Genomic DNA, 22,789 nt, shown 5'->3' with positions numbered 1-22,789 from the left:
ACGCGGCTCACCGGATTTCGGCGCGAGCCCGAGGCCGCGCATCGTTGCGTTCGTAGGCGAAAATGGTGGGGGCAAGTGCCGGCAAGCCCCGAATGAGGTCCGACCCTTTTTCACCGACCATGATCGTCGGGGCGTTGGTGTTGCACGACGGCACGCGCGGCATGACGGATGAATCGCATACCCTCAGGCCTTCGAGGCCATGGACCTTGAGATCGAGCCCGACAACCGCGTCAGGCCCCGTCCCCATCTTGCAGGTACCGACCGGATGATGATCGGTCTTTGCGTTGGCGCAGCCATAATCGAAGAGCTCTTCGTCGGTCATGACATTCGGTCCCGGAAGCCTTTCGGCCATGACATAGGGCTTCAGCGCCGCCTGCTGCATGATCTCGCGCGCGAGCTTGAGCCCCTCCAAAGACATCTTCCTGTCGTGAGGATCCGACCAGTAATTGGGGTCGATCAAGGGCGCGGCAGCCGGGTCGGCGGATGACAGACGGACCGTCCCGCGCGAGCGCGGATGCAGATAGGCAGAGTTGAGCGTCACACCTGCATTCTTGAGCCGCTCGACGCCCGCTTCGATGCCCGATCCCAAACCGAGGTGGAACTGGATATCAGGGGAACGCGCTTGCGGATCGGCGTACCAGAAACCGCCGGTCTCGAAGAGCGACGAGGCGACCGGACCGGTGCGGAACAGGACATACTGAAGCCCTGCCCAAAGCGTGCGGTGGATCTTTGCGACGCCGTCATAGGTGTGATCGCCGGTGCATTCGGATATGACGAAAAGATCCAGGTGATCCTGGAGGTTGCCGCCGACACCCGGCAGATCGTGAAGCACCTTGACGCCAACCGAGCGCAGATGGTCGGCCGGTCCGATGCCGGACTGCAGAAGCAGCTTCGGCGATCCGATAGCGCCGGAAGAAATCAGCACTTCGCGTTCGGCGCGGATGATCTCCTGGCCGCGCGCGGTCACGATCTCGACGCCTGTCGCACGGCCTCCCTCGACGATGATGCGCGCGACGCGAGCGCCGGTCCGGACCGTCAGGTTCTTGCGGTCCTTGATCGGCGAGAGATAGGCGAGCGAAGCCGACGACCGGCGGCGATTGCGCTGCGTCAGTTGGTAAAATCCCACGCCCGCCTGCTGGCGGCCGTTGAAATCGTGGTTGTAGGGAATGCCGAGTTCCTGCCCCGCACGGATATAGGCGTCGCAGATCGGCAGCGGCGCAGCCGGCATCGAGACCCCCAGCGGACCGCCATAGGCGTGGTAGTCGTCGGCGAAGCGCTGGTTGTCCTCCGCGCGTTTGAAATAGGGAAGGATCGAGCGGTAATCCCAGCCCTCGCAGCCGTCCTCCCGCGCCCAGAGGTCATAATCCGCAGCGTTGCCGCGGGTATAGAGCTGTGCGTTGATCGACGAGCCGCCACCGATGACTTTCGCCTGCGTATAACGCAGCACCCTGCCTTTCATGTGCTTCTGGGGAACGGTTTCCCATCCCCAGCTGGCGACGCCTTTGGTCATCTTGGCGAAGCCGGCCGGCATGTGAAACAGCGGATTCCAGTCGCCTCCACCCGCTTCGAGCAGGAGGACACTGACATCAGGATCTTCGCTCAGCCGGCTTGCCAGCACGCATCCTGCCGGACCGGCGCCGGTGATGATGTAATCGAATCCCATTTTACTGTCCTGTTGCATCCGGCCTGGCGACCGCCAGCGCCTCTGTCATGCCCGCAAAGTCCTTCGCCGCAATGTGATCCGCCACTCTCAGCGCCTGGGCGGCGACGGTGAGCGCAGGATTGACCGCCGCCGAGGTGGGGAGGAAACCGGCGTCGACGACGAAGAGGTTCTGGTGATCGTAGGAACGGCAGTACGGATCCAACGGCGCTGTCGCGGGATCGTTGCCGATGCGTATCGTTCCGCATTGATGGGAGGGCGTGCGTTTGTCGAAGGGCCGCGACAGCACGACCGGAAATCCGATCGATTTCAGGATGACCTTCAGCTTGGCGACAAGGGCAAGATGGGCGTCCCAGTTGCTTCGCTGCCATTGAAGAATGATCCGGTCTCCATCGACCATGACCCGGCTTTCGGGATTGGGCACGTCCTCGCTCATGGCATAGAAGTCGATGGCATGAGTTGTGATGAAGCGCAGAAACCATTCCGGAGCCTGCGGCAGAGAGCCCTTGAGGACTTTCTCGGAAATGCGGCCCAGGAGCTGCACATTGCCGAGCGGTGGTCCTCCCTCACCGTCCGAGAGATAGAAGTCGTTAAAGGCAAACGTCTTCTGGTAGACAGCCGTGTTCCTGAATTTTGGCGAGACGCCGATAACGGCCGACGCATTGTGGTTCATGAAGTTGCGGCCCACCTGATCGGAAGAATTCGCCAGGCCGCTTGCGAAGCGGTCGTTTTTCGAGCGCAGCAAAAGCACGGAGGACTGGACCGCCCCGGCGGCGAGGATGACGATCTTCGCCGAAACGGTCAGCGTCTCACCGTTCTTGACATAGGTCACCCGGTCGATCCGGTTCCCCGCGCCCATGTCGAGCCTCGTCACGCGCGCATTGGTTTCGAGCCGGACGTTCTCGTGCTTCAGCGCCACGGCAAGGGCTGCAGTCTCGGCGTCCATCTTGCCGTCCCGTGAATTGGGATGCGCATCCCAAGGCGTGCGTGCCTTGGAGAGCCAGGCATCGAGATCCAGGCCGAGCGGCAGGGAAAACGGATGCAGGCCTTTCTTCTTGAGACGCGCCCTGACATCAGCGATCGGCGCCTCGTCAGGGACCGGCGGATAGTCGTAGGCAGCCGAATGATACGGTTCCGTGGGATCCTCGCCCAGACTGCCGCGAACCTGATACATCAGTTCCGCCCGGCAATACCACGGCTCCAGGGTTTCATAGGGAAACGGCCAGGCCGGCGACACACCTTCCCGGTGCTCGATGACGTCGAAATCCTGCTCGCGATAGCGCGACAAGACCGCGCCGTAAAACTTCGAATTCCCGCCGACATTGTAGTAGTTGCCGGGGTTGAATCCCTTGCCGTTCGCCTCGTACCAGGTTTCCTTCGGCCGAAAATGCCCGCGCTGGAAGATGGCGCGCTGGTCGCGATTGACCGGAAGATCGGCGATGTGATCGCCGGCCTCGAGGATCAATATCCGGGCGCCGGTCACCGCCAGGCCGGCGGCGACCGTGGAGCCGCCGACGCCTGAACCGATGATGACGATATCTGGTGAACCGCTCATATCAGCACCTGGCCATCACCCGATCCTCGCCTGGCTTTGTGGATCGAAGAAGACGGCCTTATCGAGATTGAAGGCCAGTCGGGTTGTCTGGCCTGGCGCGATACCGGCATCGGCGCGCAGCCGGGCGACGACGGATTTGCCGCCGAGCTTGGTGACGGCGAAGGTGTCGGAGCCGGCCGGTTCGACGACTTCGATCAGGCAGTCGCCCTCGCTCAGCATGCGCGCCTTGCGGTCGGCGCCATCCGGATCGGTCAAGGCCTCGGGGCGGATGCCGAAGATCACCTGTCTGCCGGTATAGGTGGTCAGGCCATTGTTGCCAGCCATGACGGGGAGCTTGAGCGGGGCGGCATTCGGCCGCTCCAGCGAGACTTCGAGCCCGCCGGCGCCGTTTTCGACGGTGGCGGTCAAGAGGTTCATCGCCGGCGATCCCATGAAGTCGGCGACGAAGATATTGGAGGGGCTGTTATAGATCTCGGCCGGCGTGCCGAACTGCTGCAGCACGCCGTCCTTCAGCACGGCGATCTTGGTCGCCAGCGTCATCGCCTCGATCTGATCATGGGTGACATAGACGAAGGTGGTGCCCATGCGCTGATGCAGCCGCTTGATCTCGGTGCGCATGTCGACCCGCAGCTTGGCATCGAGATTGGAGAGCGGTTCATCGAACAGGAAGACCTGCGGATTGCGCACCAAGGCTCTCCCCATGGCGACGCGCTGGCGCTGGCCGCCCGACAGCTGGCTCGGCTTGCGGTCGAGCAGATGGCCGATCTGCAGCATGTCGGAGACCTGCTTGATCGCCTTGGCACGTTCGTCCTTCGGCACGCCGCGGATCTCCATGCCGAAGGCGATGTTGCCCGCCACCGTCATGTTCGGATAGAGCGCATAGGACTGGAACACCATGGCGATGTCGCGCTTGGAGGGATGCAGGCCGCTGATGTCGCGCCCGTCGATCCTGATATCGCCCGAGGTGATCGTCTCCAGCCCGGCAATGGTGTTGAGCAGGGTGGACTTGCCGCAGCCGGACGGGCCGACCAGCACGAGAAAGCCGCCCTTGTCGAGTTCGAGGTCGATGCCCTTGAGAATGTCGACGGCGCCGAAGCGCTTTTTAAGACCGGAGATTTCGAGGAAGGCCATGGATTACCCTTTGACAGCGCCCGCCATCAGACCGCGCACGAAGTAGCGGCCGGCGAGGATATAGACGATGAGCGTCGGCACGGCGGCGATCATCGCCGCCGCCATGTTGACATTGTATTCGACCACCCCGGTCGAGGTGTTGACGACATTGTTGAGCGCCACCGTCATCGGCATGGAATCGCCGGTGCCGGCATAGGCCGAGGCAAACAGGAAGTCGTTCCAGATATTGGTGAACTGGTAGATGACGGTGACGACGATGATCGGCAGCGAGTTCGGCAGCATGATGCGCCGGAAGATCTGGAAGAAGCTGGCGCCATCGACCTGGGCGGCCCGCACCAGCTCGGTCGGAAAGGCCTCGTAGAAATTGCGGAAGAACAGCGTCGTGAAGCCCAGGCCATAGACGACATGGACGAAGACCAGATTGACGGTCGGATTGCCGAAGCCGAAGGCAAAGCCGGTGGCGTTCTGCAGCGTCATGCCGAAGCGGCCGAGCGAACCGAGGATCGTCGCCATCGGCAACAGCACCGACTGGAACGGAATGAAGCAGGCAAACAGCATCAGCCCGAACACCAGCGTGTGGCCGGGAAAGCGCCATTTGGTCAGGATATAACCGTTCAGCGCCCCCATGATGGTGGAGATGGCGACGGCCGGCACCACCATCTTGATCGAGTTCCAGAAGTAGCCCTTGATGCCGGCGCAGGTGAGCCCGACGCAGGTCTCGCCCCAGGCCTTGATCCAGGGATCGAAGGTCGGGGCTTGCGGCAGCGCCAGCATGTTGCCGTTCTGGATCTCGTCCATGGTCTTGAACGAGGTGGTCAGCATGACGAAGAGCGGCATCAGATAGAGGATGGCGAAGATCACGAGCAGGCCGTAGATGACGGTGCGGCCGATCCAGCGGCTGTTGCTGCTGTTGTCGCTCCTGTTGTCGCCGGCCTGCGAGAACGTTGCTGCCGAGGTTACCGGTGAAGAGGTCAGGCTGCTCATCGCGCCTTCTCCTTCAGTTCGGAATAGAGATAGGGCACGATGATTGCCGAGATGGTCATCAGCATGATGATGGCGCTGGCCGAGCCGACGGCCATCTCGTTGCGCTTGAAGGTGTATTCATACATGAAGTTGGACGGCAGCCAGGCCGAGCCGCCCGGCCCGCCCGAGGTCAGCGCCACCACCAAGTCATAAGACTTGATCGCCATATGGGCGAGCACGATGAAGGCCGACAGAAAGATCGGCCGCAGCAATGGAATGACGATGCGGCGGTAGAGCTGGAAGGGCGAGGCGCCGTCGATCTGGGCCGCCTTCATGATCTCGCCGTCGATGCCGCGCAGGCCCGCCAGGAACATCGCCATGACGAAGCCCGACGCCTGCCACACACCGGCGATGACGACGGTGTAGATGACGAAGTCCTTGTTCTTGATCCAGTCGAAGTGGAAGCTCGTCCAGCCGAAGTGGTGCAGCGTCTGTTCCAGGCCGAGGCCGGGGTCGAGGAACCATTTCCAGGCAACGCCGGTGACGATGAAGGAGAGCGCCATCGGATAGAGGAAGATCGGCCGGAGCAGCCCCTCGCCGCGGATCTTCTGGTCGAGCAGGATGGCGAGGAAGAGACCGAGCGCCAGGCAGATGCCGACATAGAGGAAGCCGAAGATCGCCATGTTGGTGATCGAGGTATACCAGGAGGACGGCGGATCGCTCTCGAAGGTCCAGCGCCACAGCCGCTGATAGGCGCGTGCGCCGGTCAGCGCATAGGAGGGAAAGGTCTTGGAATTGGTGAAGGACAGATAGGCCGTCCAGATGATGAAGCCGTAGACGAAGATGATGGTGATGACGAAGCTCGGCGCCAGCACGATCTTCGGCAGCGCATCCTGCAGCCGGCCGCGCAACGAGATACCCGTCGATTGCCGCGGCGTCAGAACCGGATCGGTAGTCGCAACTGTGCTCATGGAATGTCATCTCCTCCCCGCATGATGGCTCCTCGATATCGTCCGGGCATGATCATCCTGCGTGATCGGCGCGGAGCCTGAAGCTTCCCCGCGGGTCACGCGGGGAAGCATTGTCATCACAAGTGATCTCAGCGGGCGTCGTCGATCGCCTGGACCAGCTGGGTCACGGCCTCGTCGGAGGTCTTGATCTGGCCGTGGACGAACTTCGAGACGACGTCCTTGTAGGCATTGGCAATCGCCGGCGGTGCGCCATAGCCTTGCGCCAGCGAGCCGAACAGCGTGCCGCCTTCATTGGCAGCCTTCAGGTCGGCGATACCCTTCTTGCCGCAGGCGTCGAAGTCGGTATCGGGAACGTCGGTACGAGCCGGCACCGAACCCTTGACGACGTTGAAGGCCGACTGGAAGCTCTTCGACAGCGTTGCGGTTGCCAGCGCCACCTGCGCCGCCTTGCGGTCGTCGGGGACGTTGAACATGCCGAACATGTCGGAGTTGTAGATCACGCTGCCGTCGGTGCCGGGGAAGCGGTAGCACAGGAAGTCGGTATCCGGCGTCTTCTTGGCGGCGACGAATTCGCCCTTGGCCCAGTCGCCCATCACCTGCACCAGCGCGTCACCCTTGATGACCATGGCGGTGGCGAGGTTCCAGTCGCGGCCGGAGAAGTTCGGATCGACATATTTGACGATCGTCGCCAGATTGTCGAAGGACTTCTTCATCGTGTCGGACTTCAGCGACTCTTCATCGAGGTCGTTGAAGGCCTTCTTGTAGAACTCCGGACCGCCGGTCGACAGCACGATGGAATCGAACATCGTCGCTTCCTGCCAGTTCTGGCCGCCAAGGGCGAGCGGGATGACGCCGGCGGCCTTGGCCTTGTCAAGCAGGGCGATCAGATCGTCAAAGGTCTTCGGCTGGGTGCCGCCGATCTTGTCCATCACCGCCTTGTTGATCCACAGCCAGTTGACCGAGTGGACGTTAACGGGGGCTGCGACCCACTTGCCGTCATAGACCGAGAACTTCTGCAGCGCCGCCGGCACCGACTTGTCCCAGCCTTCCTTCTTCGCCGTCTCCGTCAGGTCGCCCATGACGCCGGCCTGGGCATAATCGAGCACGGTATACCCCAGCATCTGCGAGGCTGTCGGATAGGTGCCGGCCGCCACCATCGCCTTCAGCGCCGTCATCGCCGCGTCACCGCCACCGCCGGCCACCGGAACATCCTTCCAGGCAAAACCTTCCTTCGACAGGTCCTGCTTCAGAACGTTCAGCGCCGCTGCCTCGCCGCCAGACGTCCACCAGTGCAGCATCTGCACTTCCTTCACGTCGGCTGCGCGTACGGACACGCTACCGCTGGCCAGAGCCAATGCGATCATTGCGGTCGTGGTCAAAAACCTGTTCATCGAAGAACCTCCCAGTTCCAGTTTGGAAGATGCGGGACCCATTCCCGCACCAATCACCCGCCCTCCTCGAGCGTAGTTCGGCCGCCGGCTAAGCCGGCTTTTCCGTCTGCGGCATCCACCAATTGGTGCGTTTGCCGATATGCATGTTCAGCGTCTTGGTCTCCGTGTAGTCTTCGACCGCATCACGGCCGAGCTCGCGGCCGAGGCCGCTTTGCTTGTAACCGCCAAAGGGAAGCTCCGAGGCGCCGTCCATGAAGGTGTTCATCCAGATCGTGCCCGCCCGCACCGACCGCCCGATCGTCAGGCAGGTGTCGAAATCGCGGCTCCAGACACCGGCCGACAGGCCGTAGTCGATGGAATTGGCGATCCTGATGGCTTCGGCTGATGTCTCGAATGTCAGGACCGACAGGACCGGCCCGAAGACTTCCTCACGCGCCACGGCCATATCAGGGGTGACCTCTTCGAGGATCGTCGGCGACATGAACTGCCCCATGCCGAGATCGAGCGTCTCGCCGCCATAAGCGACGCGGGCGCCGCTGCTTCTGGCGCCGGCGACATATCCCGATATCTTCTCCAGATGCTGCGGCGTGATGATGGCGCCGACCTGCGTCGAAGGGTCGAGGGGATCGCCGACCTTCACCGCCTTCGACAATTCGGCAATCCGCCTGACGACATCGGCAGCGATTGATTTATGAAGGACCAGCCGTGAGCCGGCATTGCAGCACTCGCCGGCATTGAAATATGCGCCGAAGACCGCGGCATCGATGAATGCATCAAGATCGGCATCCGGGAATACGATCTGCGGGTTCTTCCCACCCAGCTCCAGCGAAACCTTCTTCAGCGTCTGGGCGGCATTCGCCATGGTCAGCTTGCCGACGCCGGTCGAGCCGGTGAAGGACACCATATCGACGTCAGGATGCGACGTCATGACCGCGCCGACCTCAGGTCCCCGGCCGGTGACAATATTGACGACACCATCGGGAATGCCGGCCTGCTGCAGGATTTCTCCCAGCACGAGCGTCGATCCCGAGGTCAGTTCCGAGGGCTTGACGACGGTGGTGCAGCCGGCGGCCAAGGCAAACGGCAGCTTCTGGCCGACGATCAGGAACGGGAAGTTCCAGGGCGTGATGATCGACACCACGCCGATCGCTTCGCGCAGCACGACCCCCAATGTGCCATCGCCGAGCGTGTTGTAGCTTTCGCCGTGGAGGTCACGTGCGAGCGCTGCCGCGTAGCGCCATATGTCAACGGATCCGGCAATTTCTCCCCGCACCTGCGTGATCGGCTTTCCCGCCTCGATCGCATCGAGAAATGCCAGCTCCTCCGCACGCGTCGCAATCAGATCGGCGGCCTTGAGCAGGATGGCGGAACGTTCGGAAGCGGTCATCCGCGGCCACGGCCCAAGGTCGAAGGCCCTGCGTGCCGCGGCGATCGCCCGCTCGGCGTCCGTGCTGCTGCCCGTCGGGAAGCGGCTGACCACGACACCATGGCTTGGCGCGACACGCTCGATCGGACCGGAGGAGCCTGCCTCCCATTTGCCGTCGATGAGCATCTTGAAATCACGCGCTCTGTGGTTGCTCAGTGCCGTGGGGTTGACGAGGACCGTCATTACCATTCTCCCTTGAACGTTGCCGGGCGCTTCTCGCTGAATGATGCGACGCCCTCCTTCAGATCGCCGGTCTTCGCAGCGAGGATCGAGCCCAGGGCTTCGACCGCGGTTCCGTTGTCTTCGCCGTTCGCCGATGCGATCATCAACTTCGCGATCTCGGTCGCAGCCGGCCCCCTTGCAGCAATCCGCTGCGCATATTCCTTGGCAGCGGCCAGCGCGTTTCCTGTGGGAACAACCGCGTCCACGATCCCGAGAAGGCGTGCCTCCTCGGCGGTGAATATCTCGCCACCCAGGGCCATACGCCGGACGGCCTGCGCCCCGAACCGGCGCACAAGACGCTGAGTCCCGGACCAGCCCGGCACCATGCCAAGGCCGGTCTCCGGCAGGCCGATCTTGATGTGCTGCTCGGCGAGGCGAATGTCCGCGACGCCCGCAAGCTCAAGCCCTCCTCCGAGAGCGTGGCCGTTCAGAGCCGCGACCAACGGCACCCTGAGTGTCGCCAGTCTTTCGAAAATACGGTGGCCGTGGCGAACCCAGAGATGACCGAACTCCTGAGGCAACATTCCGCCCCAGGCCTTGATATCGCCACCGGCGGAAAAGCCCTTTCCTTCGCCCGTGAGAATGGCAGCGCGCACATTGGCGTTCGCCTCCACCTCGTCAGCCGCATCCGCCAGCGCTTTCAGCATGTCCAGGTCGAGCGCGTTCAGCTTCTCCGGACGAGAAATCGTCAGCGTCGCAACATGTCCATCGACGTCAATTCTGACGGATCCGCTAGCCATGGAAGCTGCCCTCCATCGTGCGTGCCTTTTTTTCTGGAAGCGACAGGCCGATCGCTGCCTCCGCGAAGAGCGCCGCGTCCATGACCTTCAGATCAGGCGCGACGATCAATGGAAACTCCGATTGATCGAGGATGTGGGACTGGAGATCGACGCCAGGGGCAATCTCGGTGAGGACGATGCCATCGCGCGTCAGCTTCATCACGCACCGCTCGGTGACATAGGTGATATCCTGCCCTTGCTCGATCGCGCGCCTACCGCTGAAGGTGACATGTTCGACCTCGTTGACGAGTTTCTTCAACTTGCCTTCCTTCTCGATTAGTAGCGCGCCATCGGCGATCGAAAGCTTCGCTCCGGCGTTGAACATGCCGGAGAAGACGATCTTCTTCGCCCGCGCGGTGATGTCGACGAAGCCTCCGGCGCCAGCCGTCACATGCGGCCGGAAGGAGAGCTTGGAGACATTGACCGAACCGTCTTTGCCGATCTCAAGGAAGGACAGCAGCGAGGCATCGAAGCCTGCGCCCTGGAAATAGGTGAACTGATAGGGAGACGGCATGTAGGCGTCGGCGTTGGAGGCGCAGCCAAAGGCGAAGTCGAGCAGCGGCACGCCGCCGACGGCACCCTGCTCGATCACCCAGGTGACTGCGCCGTGGAGCCCCTCCTCCAGCAGAATGCGCGGCACGTTGGCCGAGATGCCGAAGCCGAGATTGACGCAGCTTCCCGTCTGAAGTTCCTGCGCGACACGGCGCGCGATGACTTTCTGAACATTGAACTCCGGGACGCTGAAACTATCGAGCGGGCGGAAGATCTCCCCCGAAATCGCCGGATCGTACTGCGTCTGCGTCGTCTGCTTCTGCTCCGGATCGACGACCACATAATCGACCAGCATTCCGGGCACACGGACGTCATGCGGCTTCAGCGAGCCTTCCTTGGTGATCCGCTTGACCTGGGCGATGACGATGCCGCCATTGTTGCGGGCGGCCAGGGCCTGATCAAGTCCGCCGAGATAGGCGCCTTCATGTTCGTAGGTGAGGTTGCCGCGCTCGTCGGCCGTGGTGGCGCGGATTATGGCGACCTTGGGGACGATCGCGGGAAAAAACAGCCAGTCGTCGCCTTCGAAGCTGACACGCTTGACCACCGGATGTTCCGACGCCAGGCCGTTCATCGCGCAACCCTGCCGCTCTGGATCGACGAATGTATCGATGCCGATCTTGGTCAGGACGCCTGGTCGCTTGGCGGCGGCTTCACGATGAATGTCGAAAAGAATGCCGGAGGGAATGTTGTAGGCCGGGATCTCGTTGCTGGTGATCATCTGCCAGATCAGTGGCGGCTCTGATGACGACGGACCGGAGGGATAGGAGCCGCCGATGATGCGTTTGAGCAGTCCCTTCTTGGCGATATAGTCGACGCCCTTGATGCCGCTCATGTCGCCGGCAGCGATCGGGTGAAGGGTGGTAATGTCCTTGGGATGACCGGTCGCATCGAAACGTTCGCCGATCGCCTTCAGCATCAGGTTCGGGCAGCCGAGACCGCTCGAAGACGACACCGTGACAACAGCGCCATCCGGGATCAGCGCGGCCGCTTCGGCCGGGGTGAGGTGCTTCTTCATTGGCATTAGACAGAGTCCTGTTTGATCTTGACGCTCATGCCGGCTCCACAGCTCTCGCGAACGACCAGCCGGACGGCTGTTGTCACCGTCTCCGCCTCGGCCTTACCCGCACTGATTTGCTTGAGAAGCATCTGCGCGCCGCGGCGCCCAATGCCTTGCGGATCGACCGAGACCGTTGTCAGCGCCGGAACCGCCGCCTGAGCCTCGATGACGTCATCGAAACCCACGACCGCGAAGTCGGAGCCGGGCTCCAGACGGCGCGCGCGCAACCCGTCGCAAACACCGAAGGCGACGGCATCGTTGAAGCAGACGGCCGCCGTCGGTCTGTCGGTAAGAACGAGCGCTTTTCCGATCGCCTCGACCCCGCCGGCGCGCGACGGCGCCGACGAGACGACAAGTTCTTGGTGGTAGTCGAGCCCGGCTGCTTCCATGCCGCTTCGGTAACCGGCAAGGCGGTCGTCGAAAACGGCGGTGTCGGGAAAACCGCCGAGGAAAGCGATGCGCTTGTGGCCGAGCCCCGCCAGGTGCTTGACCGCCGACATCATGCCGGCCCGGTTGTCGGAGACGATCGACGAGACTTTGGCGCCGGGCAGGTTTCGCACGACGACCACCACCGGTATGCCTGCCGCGACGAGCGGCTTGAAGTCTGCAGCATCGGTGGCGCGCGCCGGCGACACGATGAGCCCGGAAATGCCATGTTCCCGCATCGATGCGACGACCTCGCGCTGCCTGTCGATGCTCTCACTGGTGTTCGACAGGAACTGCACGAATCCGGCCGACTGAACGACCATGTCGACGCCGACTGCCAGCTCCGCAAAGAAGCTGTTCGTCAGATCGTTCACGACGACCCCGATGATCCGCGATTTGGCGCCGGCTTGGCGAAGATTGGCTGCGCCGCGATTGTAGACATAGCCCAGCTCGCGCATCACCGCATTGACCTTGGACCGCGTCCCCTCATTGACCAGGGAAGAGCCCTGAAGCACGAGCGAAACCGTCGATTTGGAGACGCCAGCCGCCTTTGCGATATCGATGACGGTCACCCGCGCCTTCGTCACCTCTTCCTCCGAACACCAAACGTTGATTGATCGTTAAATATTTGGAACGTTCCAATTCTGTCAAGAGAAATCTTAATCTGATGCCATTTATTGGCTATTTTCGGCGTAATGATTTTCTAATTGTCGCAGAACCCTTCATTTTAGAATTGGAACGTTCTAAAAGGACGACCCGTTACGCGCCATCGTTCGATTTTTTCGACCGATCTAAACACGAGCAATGCGCCGCAATCGGCAGACCTTCTGGGACAAGCCGGAAGGGCTTCTATCTGTGTTAAAAACTTTGCGACAAACTCAGTGGAGAGCATGGAGACATGAAACTGCGCGCCGAGTTGACCGGCCTGCCGCAACGCGAACAAGCACGGCGCTTGGCAACCGTTGCCGCGGCTTTGGTCGCACACATCGAGCGCATCGAACCCGACGCGTCCGAAGCCAGGGCCGCCCTGGCGGCAATCCGTATTGGGAGTGGCGATGGACGCCTGACCGGCCGATATTTCTCCGACCTCATTTACAGCGACGATGAGCGCGGGACACTCCGTCGGCTCTCCGAGGCCGTGGGAAAGCCCAGCGAAGACGGCTGGAACGCGCTGACGACGGCGGCCATGTACGTCGCCTGGCTTGTTTACCAGGAGACCGGCGATCCCATGCCGAATGATGTCAACGAGGTCGGAGAGGACAGCCTTGATCTGCTGGAGGAGCAACTAGCCAAACTCGGCTGAAGTCCCCTCGCCGCTCGCTGTTGCTCGTAACTATTCCATGGCTCGCATAACCGTCCGCATTTGTCTAGCGGACCTTCATCGGCTTCGTCTCGGGCGGGATGAGAGGCTTGTAGGAAGCGCCTCCGAGTTCCCTGACGTGTTCCTGCTTCGCCTGGACGATCAACTCGCTGTTCTGGAGACATCTGGCGGCGGCGGCGGCCATGACCTTGCCGGCCTGAAGCATTCCCTTATGCGCGTAGGAGGCCTTGCCTTGCGCAACCATCTGCCAGCTATGCGGAGGCGTTCCGTAGGCTGATGTCGCCATGTAGACCTGTCCGGTGGGAACGATCCAGCTGACGTCGCCGACATCGGTCGAACCGTGCAGGAACGTCGGCTTTTCCTGAAACTCGTTGATATGCGCGGAGAGGATCGTTCCGCGCTTCTCGATGCGCGCTTGAACGTCCTTGGGAAAAGTCTTCTGGATCTCCGCCGCGAACGCCTTCTCGCTGTTGGAGAAGGACGCTCCGCCGATCTTGCCGAGTTCCTGGTGAATGACGCCTGCCAGCGTGGCGTTCGGGATCAGGTCGGCAGAGGCTGCATCGAAGGTGATCTCGACCTCCGTTCCGGTCATCAGCGCCGCTCCGCGCGCCACGTCCTTGACCCGTTCGGTAATGTCGCGCACCTGATCCATCAGCGGCGCGCGGACCTTGTAGAGCACTTCGGCTTGCGACTGCACGACATTAGGCGCCTTTCCGCCGGTATCGGTTATCGCATAGTGAATCCTGCCGTCCTGAACGATGTGCTCGCGCAGGAAGTTCGCCCCGACATTCATCAGCTCGACGGCATCGAGCGCGCTTCGTCCGAGATGAGGTTCGAAGCCGGCATGCGCGCTGACGCCACGGAAGGTGAAATAGACCTGGTTCGTCGCCAGCATTCTTGCATGATAGGCGAGGTTTTCATCCCACGGGTGCCAGGTGAAGGCAACGTCGACGCCATCGAACAGTCCCTCACGGGCCATGAAGGCCTTGCCGCCACCGCCCTCTTCGGCAGGGCAGCCGTAGAAGCGGACCGTACCGGCAAGCCCGAGTTCTTCCTTGCAGGCCTTGAGCGCCAAGGCGGCGGCCAGCGAACCGACACCCAGCAGATTATGCCCGCATCCATGGCCGTTGCCGCCGGGGATGATGGGCTTATATCCGACGACCTCGCCCTCCTGGCTGAGATTGGGAAGCGCATCGAACTCGCCCAGGATCGCCACGACCGGCTGTCCCTCGCCGTAGCTTGCGACGAAAGCCGTCTCGATGCCGCCGGCCCGGCGCTCGACGGCAAACCCCTCCGCTTCGAGAAGGTCGGCGAGCAATGCGGCCGACTTGTACTCTTCATAGCGGATTTCGGCGAAAGACCAGATTTCATTGGCTGCCGACTGCAGCCCTTCCGCCTTGTCGGTGAGCACGCGCTCGATGATGTCGATATATGTCATTTCACCAGTCCTGGAATTGCTTGATCGGCGACCAGTTCGTCCTTGCTTCCGGTCGGAAGCGTCGCCGCCACGGCGAAGGTCACGACAGCGCAGCCGATGATCGCCAGGAAGGCTGTCTGATAATTCTGGTCTGTGGCGTGCAGGATGGCCCCGATCGCTGTCGGCGAGACGAAGGATCCGATCTGGGCCAGGGAGTTGATCAGGCCCGTCGCTGTCCCCACCGAGTGGCTGGGGTAATGTTTCATGATCGTCACGAACACGCTGATCGAGATCGCGTTCAGGAAGACGTTTGAAACCGTGAGATAGAAGAAGGCCAGCGGGATGGAGGAAGCGTTGGCCATCAGATAGATGAACGCCGCCGACACCAGGGCGCCGATGCAGATGAGATACTTTTCCTTCTTGTGGAAATAGCGGTCGAGCAGCCAGCCGCAGAACAGGAAGGACAGGAAGCCGAGCGTCGGCGGGATTGCCGAATAGGCGCCCATCGACATCATGCTCATGCCCTTGACCTTCACCCAATAGGACGGGAGCCAGGACTGGAGACCCCAAAAGACGATGTTGGTGAAGAAGTAGCAGAGGGCGATCTTCCAGGTCAGTGCATTCTTGAGCAACGCCGTGATCCGAGCTTTTTCCGACTTTGCCGTTTTCGGGCCGGCGGAGATCGAAGCCGCGCCGGCGACTGGCTTCATGACCAGATAGAGCGCGATCGCAAGAACCAGTCCGACCAAGCCGAGGGTGACGAACATGACGCGCCAGTTGAAGTAGGCAATCAAGGCCGTGGTTACCAGCGAGCCTACGGCAAAGCCGACAGAGGCTCCCGACTGAATGACCGATTTCGGCCTGGCCATGCTCTCCTTTTTGAAGTTCTCGGTTATGGCGACCGAGCTTCCCGCCGGAAAGACAGCCTCGCCCATTCCGACCAGGACGCGCGACACGGCGAGCCCCATGGCGGAGCTGACAGCGCCGCATGCGACCGTGCCGAGCGACCAGATACCGACTGCGGAGGTCAAGACCGATCGGGTTCCCAGCCGATCGACAAGGTATCCTCCGACGAGCTGCGTCAGAGAATAGGCGAGAAAGAATGCGCTGATGATCATCCCGGACTGTTCGGAAGTCAGGTGGAACTCGTCGACGATCGGAATGATGGCGATGTTGATCGCGGTCTTGTCGAGGAAACCGACGACCCAGCAGACAAACAGCATCGCAACAATGACGTGCCTTCGCTTGATTTGACTAAGCATGGAATGCTCCCCTTTTTTGAGCGTTTATAAAACATGCTTAATATGTGAGCAGTCGCTTTTGGATGTTGAAACACACATCATGCTCGGTTTATTTATGTGAAAAGACACAAGGTTGCCAACATGACGATCATGGACGAAATCGAGGCTTCGCTTTTGCGCCTGCCGGATCGACCTCGCATCAGCTGGCGGCGGGTTACGGGCCGGCCCATGGTTTCGGAGACCGACGCGCCGGAACCTGCGATCGGATTCAGCCATCACCGCGACGGCGACGACGCCATATTGATCGCCGATATTTCCTATTTTGCCGGGGCCATCTGCGAGGTGCGAATACCCGGTGCCCACGCTGAAATCGCCCTTGCGCACCTGCAGGAGATCGTACTCAGCACAGTCATCCGCTTTCAGAACCGCGCCGTCCAGGCCATGAACGCCATCAATCGCAATGTCCTCGACTCCCTCGATCCGAACGAGATCAACGTAAACGCGCTCGAGCAGACGCTGAGCGTGATAGCCGAGAGCGACGCGGGCGTCCTGAGACTTTACGACGAGGCCTCAGGTCTCCTCATTCCGGTGTCACAAGTCGGCTTCGACGACGATTATTACAATTATCGCATCAAGCCTCAGGAATCGATCTCCGGCAGCGTCTTCTCGACCGGAACACCCGTCCTGCTGAACTCGGCCGCCGATATCAGAGATGCCCATGCGAATCTGCGTGCGCCAAACGTTCGCTTCCTATCCGAACAGCGTCTCTCTCACAGCCTCATCTGCGTTCCCATCAGGACCGACACGACGACGCTGGGAACGCTGACCGTCATGTCGTTTCGGCAGGGCTCCGCCTATGGCGCATTCAGCGTAGGCCTGCTTGCGGCCGTGGCGACGCAGCTTGCCATCGCCTACAAGAAGTCGCAGGCCTACGAGCAGGCCGTTCGGTCGAATGAAAGCATCAACCGGATGCGGCTGGAGATCGAAAGGCGCAACGCAGAGCTGGCGCGCTCGCTCTCGGCCCATGACGACATCCTGTCCATCTTCACGCACCATCGGCCGCTCGGCGAACATCTGGACGAGATCGCGACCCATTACGGCATCGATTTCCACTATGCCGATATTTTTGGAACGACGTTCGGCTCCAAGGGATGGAAGGAGCCGAAGACGACGAAGGACGTGCCGGCCGCACTCCTCGACGGTGGCCTGCGCCAGCGAGAAAGCATATTCGTGCATCCCGTCCGTGTCGCCGACGACGTCGTCGGAACCTTTCGTTCCGAGCGCGGCGACAATGCAGGCTATTGCGCGGCGATCCTCGGCGTGGTTTCCGCTTTCGTCGCGCTCGAAATTGTCCGCAGCGCCTCACACGACGATATCCTCAACAGCAGGAAACGGAAGCACTTCGAGGTTTTAGGAAAGGATGATCAGGCCACATCGGGTGGCGCCGTCCGGTTCGGCTTCCAGATCAGGAAGTACTGCCAGATCATCTTTATCAGGCATGAGCAAGGGAGCGCCCAGAACCAGAGCCTGTTCCTGCAGAGAACGCTGCAGCAGGCGTTGAAGGCGGCGACGATCCGCAACCAGCTGTCATTCTATACCGATGAAGGCGTCTTCCTGCTGTTTTGCGCTGCCACCGAGGAGGCCCTGCGGACGAATCTGGCATCCATCGGAGACCAGGCGGTAGCTGAGGGATGGTGCTGCGGGGCGAGCCTCATTCAAAGCGCACCCCATCCTTATCCGGAAGGCGCCGCACAGGCTGTCGAGGCCGCGCATCTCATGAGCATGCGGCATCGGGCGGGCATCCTCATGCACAGCGAGACCGGCATCGACAGACTGCTGCGCAAACAATCCGCGGCTGATATCCTCGAATTCGCCGATCAGATACTCGCTCCCTTCGAGAAGGAAGCAAACGGCGACGCCCTTCTCAGGACCCTGGAAACCTACATCGAGAGCGGAAAATCAGCGTCCAAGGCAGCGGCCTGCCTCGGCATACACACCAACACCCTCTATCAAAGGCTGCAGCGGGCGCAGTTGTTGATGGGCAAGGACATCGACAACAAGGATGACTATCTGTTGCTCAGCCTGGCGTTCCACCTGAAGTCGACCTACGGTTCGCCGCGGCCTGCAGGCAGACGCAAAGCAACTTCCCCCTGAACGCTGGTTCGCCTATCTGAGAAAGATAGAAGAATGCCGGAGAGCCGTATTCCCCCAGCTTTCCGTCGAGCAGTTCCCACCGACAGACATTAGCGAAACTTTATCGTTTCTGACCAATGCTACGCAGACGTGCAACGCACCAGATCTGAAGCAGGACCGGATGATGCCACACTCGTTTGAATCCATTCTGGAGAGCCTGCCTCAGGGCATTGTCCTGCTCGATCCTGCCAGTGCGGTAACGGCGTTCAATTCCCGCACGCTTGATATTCTCGGCCTTCCGGAAGGCGCCATCCGCAAGGGAATGGCTATCGACGGATTGTTGGGCGCCGACTGCCGTGCGGTGGCATCCCGGCGATCGGCGATCGGCAAACCGCATACGTCTCAGTTCGTACTTTCCGACGGACGGATGATCTCATTGACCTGCGCGCCATCGAAGGATGGAGGCTGGATCCTCAGCTATGAAGACATCTCGACGCTCATTCGCGTCGAAGACAGCCTGGCCGAACAACATCGCCGGTTCGACGCAGCCCTCAGCAACATGCCGCATGGGCTGTGCATGTTCGATTCCGTCAAGAACCTGATATTGTGCAACCCCTCCTATGCGCGGATGTACAATCTGCCGGACCTGCTGACGCAACCGGGGACGCCACTCGTGGATATCCTGGCCTATCGCAGCCGGGAGGGAAATGGCCCGGCCGATACCGCTACCTATTTTGATGTCGTTTTCGAAGCGACGGCCCGCGGTGCGGTAGCCAGCCAGAACATCGTGCTCACCGATGGGCGGGTTATCAAGATCACCCACAATCCGATGCAAAACGGTGGATACGTCGCCACCCATGAAGACGTCACCAAGACCGTGCGCCTTGCCGAAGAGCTGCGCCGGCATCACGATCAGCTCGAAGCGACGGTGAAGAGTCGTACGGCGGAAGTCGAGCGGCAAGCGCGGGAACTAGAACGCATGCTCACGCAGGAGCGGAACATCAACGAATTGCAGCGGCAGTTCGTGGCGATGGCATCGCATGAATTCAGGACCCCGCTTGCCATCATCGACGCCGCTGCCCAGCGGCTGCTGCGTAAACGAGGGGCGGTCGAACCCGAATTTCTCAGCGACAAGGTCGATCAGATCCGCGCATCGGTGAACCGGATTGTCGATCTCATGGAGAGCATCCTGTCGGCCGGACGCCTCGATACCGGCAAGATCGATATCAGCTACACCGCTTGCGCATTAAGATCATTGATAAGAACCTGCTGCGAGCGGCAGTCGACGATCGCAAAGACGCACAGCTTTGTTTTGGACATAGATGGGCTTCCCGAGTTCATCGATGGCGATCCCCGCACTTTGGCACAGGTCTTTACCAACCTGCTTTCCAATGCCGTCAAATACGCGCCTGGAACCTCCGAAATTCGCGTCACGGCATGGGCAGAGACAGGAAACGTCAAAGTTTCGGTCAGCGATGACGGTGTGGGGATCGATCCGGAAGACGTGCCCCGGCTGTTCCAGCGCTATTTTCGTGCCCGGACGTCGATCGGGATTGCCGGAACGGGTATCGGCCTCAATCTGGTGAAGCAGATCGTCGAGCTGCATAACGGCTCGATAGAGGTTCGAAGCGCAAAAGGATGCGGGTCGACATTCACCGTAACCCTTCCCATCAAGAGAAGCGGTAACGCTTCCGCGACCAATGACGCGGCCTGACGTTTCAGGATTGCTGTCCGCCATATCTACCCTATCCTTCTCGCAATAGAGGAGGATCACGCCATGGCTTTCATTCACACCCCCAATGCATCCGCCAGCGAGAAGACGACGTCGATGTATGCGTCGGCCGAGGCGAATTATGGATATCTGCCGAACATGTACCGGGCCTTCGGCCACCGGCCGGAGGTGATGGAGAGCTGGGCGGCGCTGCTTTCGAGCATTCGCAGCCATATGAGCCTCAGGCGCTATGAACTGGTGACGCTGGCGGCAGCCAAGGAGCTGAAATCCTCCTATTGCATGCTGGCGCACGGCTCGGTGCTGCTGCGCGAGGGTTTCACCAGCGACGGGCTCACGGCAGTTGTCAACGAGACGGAGAAGGCGCCGATCGATGCCGGCGAACGCGCGATCATGGCCTTTGCCGCCAAAGTGGCGCGCGATGCGACGTCGGTCACCCAGCAGGATATAGACGGGCTGAAAAAACACGGACTGAGCGATGCCGATGTCTTCGACGTCACGGCTGCGGCCGCGGCCCGGTGTTTCTTCTCGAAAATGCTGGATGCGCTGGGCGCTGCACCCGACCACGCCTATATCGAGCGGCTGGAGCCGAATGTGCGAAAGACACTCAGCGTCGGCCGGGAGGTGGAGCGGCCTCTGGCGCCCTCACCGTCTCGTGGCACATCGCAATGATGCGATGACCGAGGGCGCCTGCTCCTGCGGCCCCCTGTTCCCCTGCGGCCCTACTCCTGTGGTTTGTCCGCAAAATGCCGGATCGCAAATTCGGCGATGTTCTGGCTCGATCGGTCGGCATCGTCGAGCAGCGAGGGAAACAGCTGCCATTGATGCGGCATTCCCGGCCAGACCTCGGTGGTGACGTCCACTCCCGCTTGGCGCGCCTTGTCGGCGAGCCGCAGCGTATCGTCCAGCAGGACTTCGCCGGAACCGACCTGCAGCAGCAGCGGCGGAAAGCCGGTCATGTCGGCATAGAGCGGCGAGGCCTGAGGATCGGTCGGAGACCGGGTGCGGAGATAGGTCTTGCGCAAGGTCTCGATCCAGTCCTTGCCGACCAGCGGATCGCTTTCGGCATTCGATGTCATCGATCCGCCCGTCGCGGCAAGATCGGTAATGGGGCTGAGCGCAATCACAGCCGCCGGCAACGGCTTTGCGACCTGCATCTGCCGCAGCACCGTCTCGATCGCGATATTGCCGCCGGCGCCGTCTCCGGCGACGATGATGTTCTCGCTCCGATAGCCGTTGTCGAGAAGCCAGCGATAGGCGGTCAGCGCGTCGTTGATCTGCGCGGGATAGCCATATTCAGGCATCAGCCGATAATCGACGAGAAGAACGTCGCTCGATGCGGCCTTGGCGAGCGAGCCGGCAATCAGGCTGTGCGTGCGGATGGAGCCGCTGGAAAAGCCGCCGCCATGGATATAGAGGATCACCCTTTGGCCGATCGGGTGATGAAGTCGGGCGGGCCACATCAGTTCGGCATCGACGCCGTCGGCATCGACCTGCCGGACCTGGATGCGCGTCGGTCCCGGCGTCGTCTCCATCAGCGTTCTGAAGGCCGTCCGCCGCTGCTGCAGGCTGTCGGCGCCGGCAAAGTGTTTCTTCCAAAGGCTGACGAGTTTTTCGACCTGCTCACGCGAGGCCTGGCTTTGCGGCCCAATGTCCTGCGCAGACACGCCGGATGCCAGCAACGCCATCGCAGTAAGCGCAGGCAACAGACATCCGAGCCGCCTTGCGAGCCTTCGATTACCGGCAGACAAAATCCGATTGTTCATCAACCTCTCCCGATGATGCGGGTCACGGCAGCATCATTGGCCAGTTCGCCCATGGGAGTCAAAAGGGTGACGGATGCCAATCCCGACCTTTTTTACTCCGCTCTTATCGCGTCGATAACAGCCCTGAAACCCGCCGACATATGGCGGCGGCTCGGATAGTAGAGATAGAGCGGTTCCTCCGGCTGACACCAGTCGTCCAGCACCTGGATCAGTTCGCCGCCGGCGACCGCCTTCTCCACGCGCGGCTCCCAGATATAGGCAAGGCCAACGCCGCTAAGTGCTGCCTGCATCATCAGCTCGTGATCGTCGAGCGACAGCGGCCCGGTCGGCTGAAAGCTCACGGTCTGGCCATCCTTCTCGAACTCCCAGGCATAGCGCGCACCTGATGGAAACATGTTCTGGATGCAGAGATGGCGCTTGAGCTCATGCGGTGTCGCCGGTTTCGGCCGGGTCTCGAAATAGGCGGGCGAACCGACGACGACCAGGCGGATGCGCGGCTTGATGCGCAGCGCGATCATGCCCTCGGTGACGCGCTCGCCGAAGCGGATGCCGGCATCAAACCCCTCCTCGACGATATCGACCAGCCTGTCTGTCGCGTTGATCTCCAGCTGCAAATTGGGGTTCTTTGTCAACAGCGGACCGATGATGCGGCCGATGACGAAGGGGCCGATCGAATTCGGCACGTTGATCCGCACCTTGCCGAAGGGCGTGTCTCGGTAGCGGTTCAGCGCATCGAGCGCTGCCGCCATCTCGCCGAAGGCCGGGTCAAGATGCGAGATCAACAGTTCGCCGGCCTCCGTCAGCGAGACGCTGCGCGTCGTGCGGTTGAGCAGGCGGATGCCGATCCGGTCTTCGAGATTGAGCACGGCATGGCTGACCGCGGAAGCAGTGACGCCCCGCTCCTCGCCTGCCTTGCGAAAGCTCTTGTGCCGCGCGACGGCGGCGAAAGCCGCGAGTTCGGACAGTTCGGTGGCGCGCATTGCTGAAATAAGCTCATCATAGTTTCAAGAATAACAAATCTTATACAGCAACGAATTTTCAGTCAAATT

Annotated in this window: 18 protein-coding genes; 4 read left to right on the top strand and 14 right to left on the bottom strand. The window is 61.3% G+C overall.

All coding sequences use genetic code 11. The features are described 5' to 3' along the window. Positions 1-7 precede the first annotated feature (7 nt). The 10 genes from NE851_RS18965 to NE851_RS18920 form a co-directional block, all read right to left on the bottom strand. The gene (locus tag NE851_RS18965; protein WP_097545171.1) at positions 8-1,663 is read right to left on the bottom strand and encodes a GMC family oxidoreductase; all 1,656 of its coding nucleotides are present in this window, start codon (positions 1,661-1,663) and stop codon (positions 8-10) included. A gap of 1 nt (position 1,664) precedes the next feature. Beyond that, a complete protein-coding gene (locus NE851_RS18960) occupies positions 1,665-3,215 on the bottom strand; it encodes a GMC oxidoreductase (protein ID WP_047614523.1) in 1,551 nt (516 codons plus the stop codon). 15 nt (positions 3,216-3,230) lie between these two features. Next, the gene (locus NE851_RS18955; RefSeq protein ID WP_184389595.1) at positions 3,231-4,346 is read right to left on the bottom strand and encodes an ABC transporter ATP-binding protein; all 1,116 of its coding nucleotides are present in this window, start codon (positions 4,344-4,346) and stop codon (positions 3,231-3,233) included. Between the two features lie 3 nt (positions 4,347-4,349). Continuing rightward, on the bottom strand, positions 4,350-5,330 hold the full coding sequence (locus NE851_RS18950; protein ID WP_254962183.1) for a carbohydrate ABC transporter permease: 981 nt from the start codon (positions 5,328-5,330) through the stop codon (positions 4,350-4,352). After that, on the bottom strand, positions 5,327-6,280 hold the full coding sequence (locus NE851_RS18945; RefSeq protein WP_028755623.1) for a carbohydrate ABC transporter permease: 954 nt from the start codon (positions 6,278-6,280) through the stop codon (positions 5,327-5,329). Before NE851_RS18945 ends, NE851_RS18950 begins: the two co-directional genes overlap by 4 nt. Positions 6,281-6,408: 128 nt before the next feature. Beyond that, a complete protein-coding gene (locus NE851_RS18940; RefSeq protein ID WP_132576205.1) occupies positions 6,409-7,671 on the bottom strand; it encodes an ABC transporter substrate-binding protein in 1,263 nt (420 codons plus the stop codon). Positions 7,672-7,759: 88 nt separating this feature from the next. Further along, positions 7,760-9,280: an aldehyde dehydrogenase family protein gene (locus NE851_RS18935; protein ID WP_097545240.1), complete on the bottom strand. Its 1,521-nt coding sequence runs from the start codon at positions 9,278-9,280 to the stop codon at positions 7,760-7,762. Further along, a complete protein-coding gene (locus tag NE851_RS18930; RefSeq protein ID WP_047619901.1) occupies positions 9,280-10,059 on the bottom strand; it encodes an enoyl-CoA hydratase/isomerase family protein in 780 nt (259 codons plus the stop codon). The genes NE851_RS18935 and NE851_RS18930 overlap by 1 nt, the downstream gene beginning before the upstream one ends. Next, the gene (locus tag NE851_RS18925) at positions 10,052-11,665 is read right to left on the bottom strand and encodes an acyl CoA:acetate/3-ketoacid CoA transferase (protein WP_254962437.1); all 1,614 of its coding nucleotides are present in this window, start codon (positions 11,663-11,665) and stop codon (positions 10,052-10,054) included. The genes NE851_RS18930 and NE851_RS18925 overlap by 8 nt, the downstream gene beginning before the upstream one ends. Before the next feature lie 5 nt (positions 11,666-11,670). After that, entirely contained in the window at positions 11,671-12,720 is a 1,050-nt protein-coding gene (locus tag NE851_RS18920) for a LacI family DNA-binding transcriptional regulator (protein WP_097545242.1), read from the bottom strand. 311 nt (positions 12,721-13,031) lie between these two features. Between NE851_RS18920 and NE851_RS18915 the strand changes: the two genes are divergently transcribed. Next, the gene (locus NE851_RS18915; RefSeq protein WP_097545243.1) at positions 13,032-13,436 is read left to right on the top strand and encodes an Imm6 family immunity protein; all 405 of its coding nucleotides are present in this window, start codon (positions 13,032-13,034) and stop codon (positions 13,434-13,436) included. A 64-nt stretch (positions 13,437-13,500) separates the two neighbouring features. On the opposite strand, the gene NE851_RS18910 is transcribed toward NE851_RS18915, so the two are convergent. After that, positions 13,501-14,892: an amidohydrolase gene (locus NE851_RS18910; protein WP_097545244.1), complete on the bottom strand. Its 1,392-nt coding sequence runs from the start codon at positions 14,890-14,892 to the stop codon at positions 13,501-13,503. Continuing rightward, positions 14,889-16,133 carry an MFS transporter gene (locus tag NE851_RS18905; protein ID WP_047619894.1) on the bottom strand — a complete coding sequence of 415 codons (1,245 nt, stop codon included), beginning with the start codon at positions 16,131-16,133 and terminating at the stop codon, positions 14,889-14,891. Before NE851_RS18905 ends, NE851_RS18910 begins: the two co-directional genes overlap by 4 nt. Positions 16,134-16,253: 120 nt before the next feature. Here NE851_RS18905 and NE851_RS18900 point away from each other — a divergent pair, with 120 nt between their 5' ends. From NE851_RS18900 to NE851_RS18890, 3 genes are all read left to right on the top strand, one after another. After that, positions 16,254-18,266, top strand: coding sequence for a helix-turn-helix domain-containing protein (locus tag NE851_RS18900; protein WP_097545246.1), 2,013 nt, complete (start codon positions 16,254-16,256; stop codon positions 18,264-18,266). A gap of 160 nt (positions 18,267-18,426) precedes the next feature. Next, positions 18,427-19,959: a sensor histidine kinase gene (locus NE851_RS18895; protein ID WP_047619890.1), complete on the top strand. Its 1,533-nt coding sequence runs from the start codon at positions 18,427-18,429 to the stop codon at positions 19,957-19,959. Between the two features lie 63 nt (positions 19,960-20,022). Further along, entirely contained in the window at positions 20,023-20,646 is a 624-nt protein-coding gene (locus tag NE851_RS18890; protein ID WP_047619888.1) for a carboxymuconolactone decarboxylase family protein, read from the top strand. 50 nt (positions 20,647-20,696) lie between these two features. Here the strand turns inward: NE851_RS18890 and NE851_RS18885 are convergent, their stop codons facing one another. After that, positions 20,697-21,740, bottom strand: a complete 1,044-nt coding sequence (locus NE851_RS18885) for an alpha/beta hydrolase (RefSeq protein WP_047619886.1) — start codon at positions 21,738-21,740, stop codon at positions 20,697-20,699. Positions 21,741-21,832: 92 nt separating this feature from the next. Then, on the bottom strand, positions 21,833-22,720 hold the full coding sequence (locus tag NE851_RS18880) for a LysR family transcriptional regulator (protein ID WP_047619884.1): 888 nt from the start codon (positions 22,718-22,720) through the stop codon (positions 21,833-21,835). Between the last annotated feature and the right edge of the window lie 69 nt (positions 22,721-22,789).

The sequence above is a fragment of the Rhizobium anhuiense bv. trifolii genome (assembly GCF_024346605.1).
GTDB lineage: Bacteria > Pseudomonadota > Alphaproteobacteria > Rhizobiales > Rhizobiaceae > Rhizobium > Rhizobium anhuiense.
Note: the sequence above shows the minus strand (reverse complement) of the source record. Positions and strands in the feature narration are given on the sequence as shown.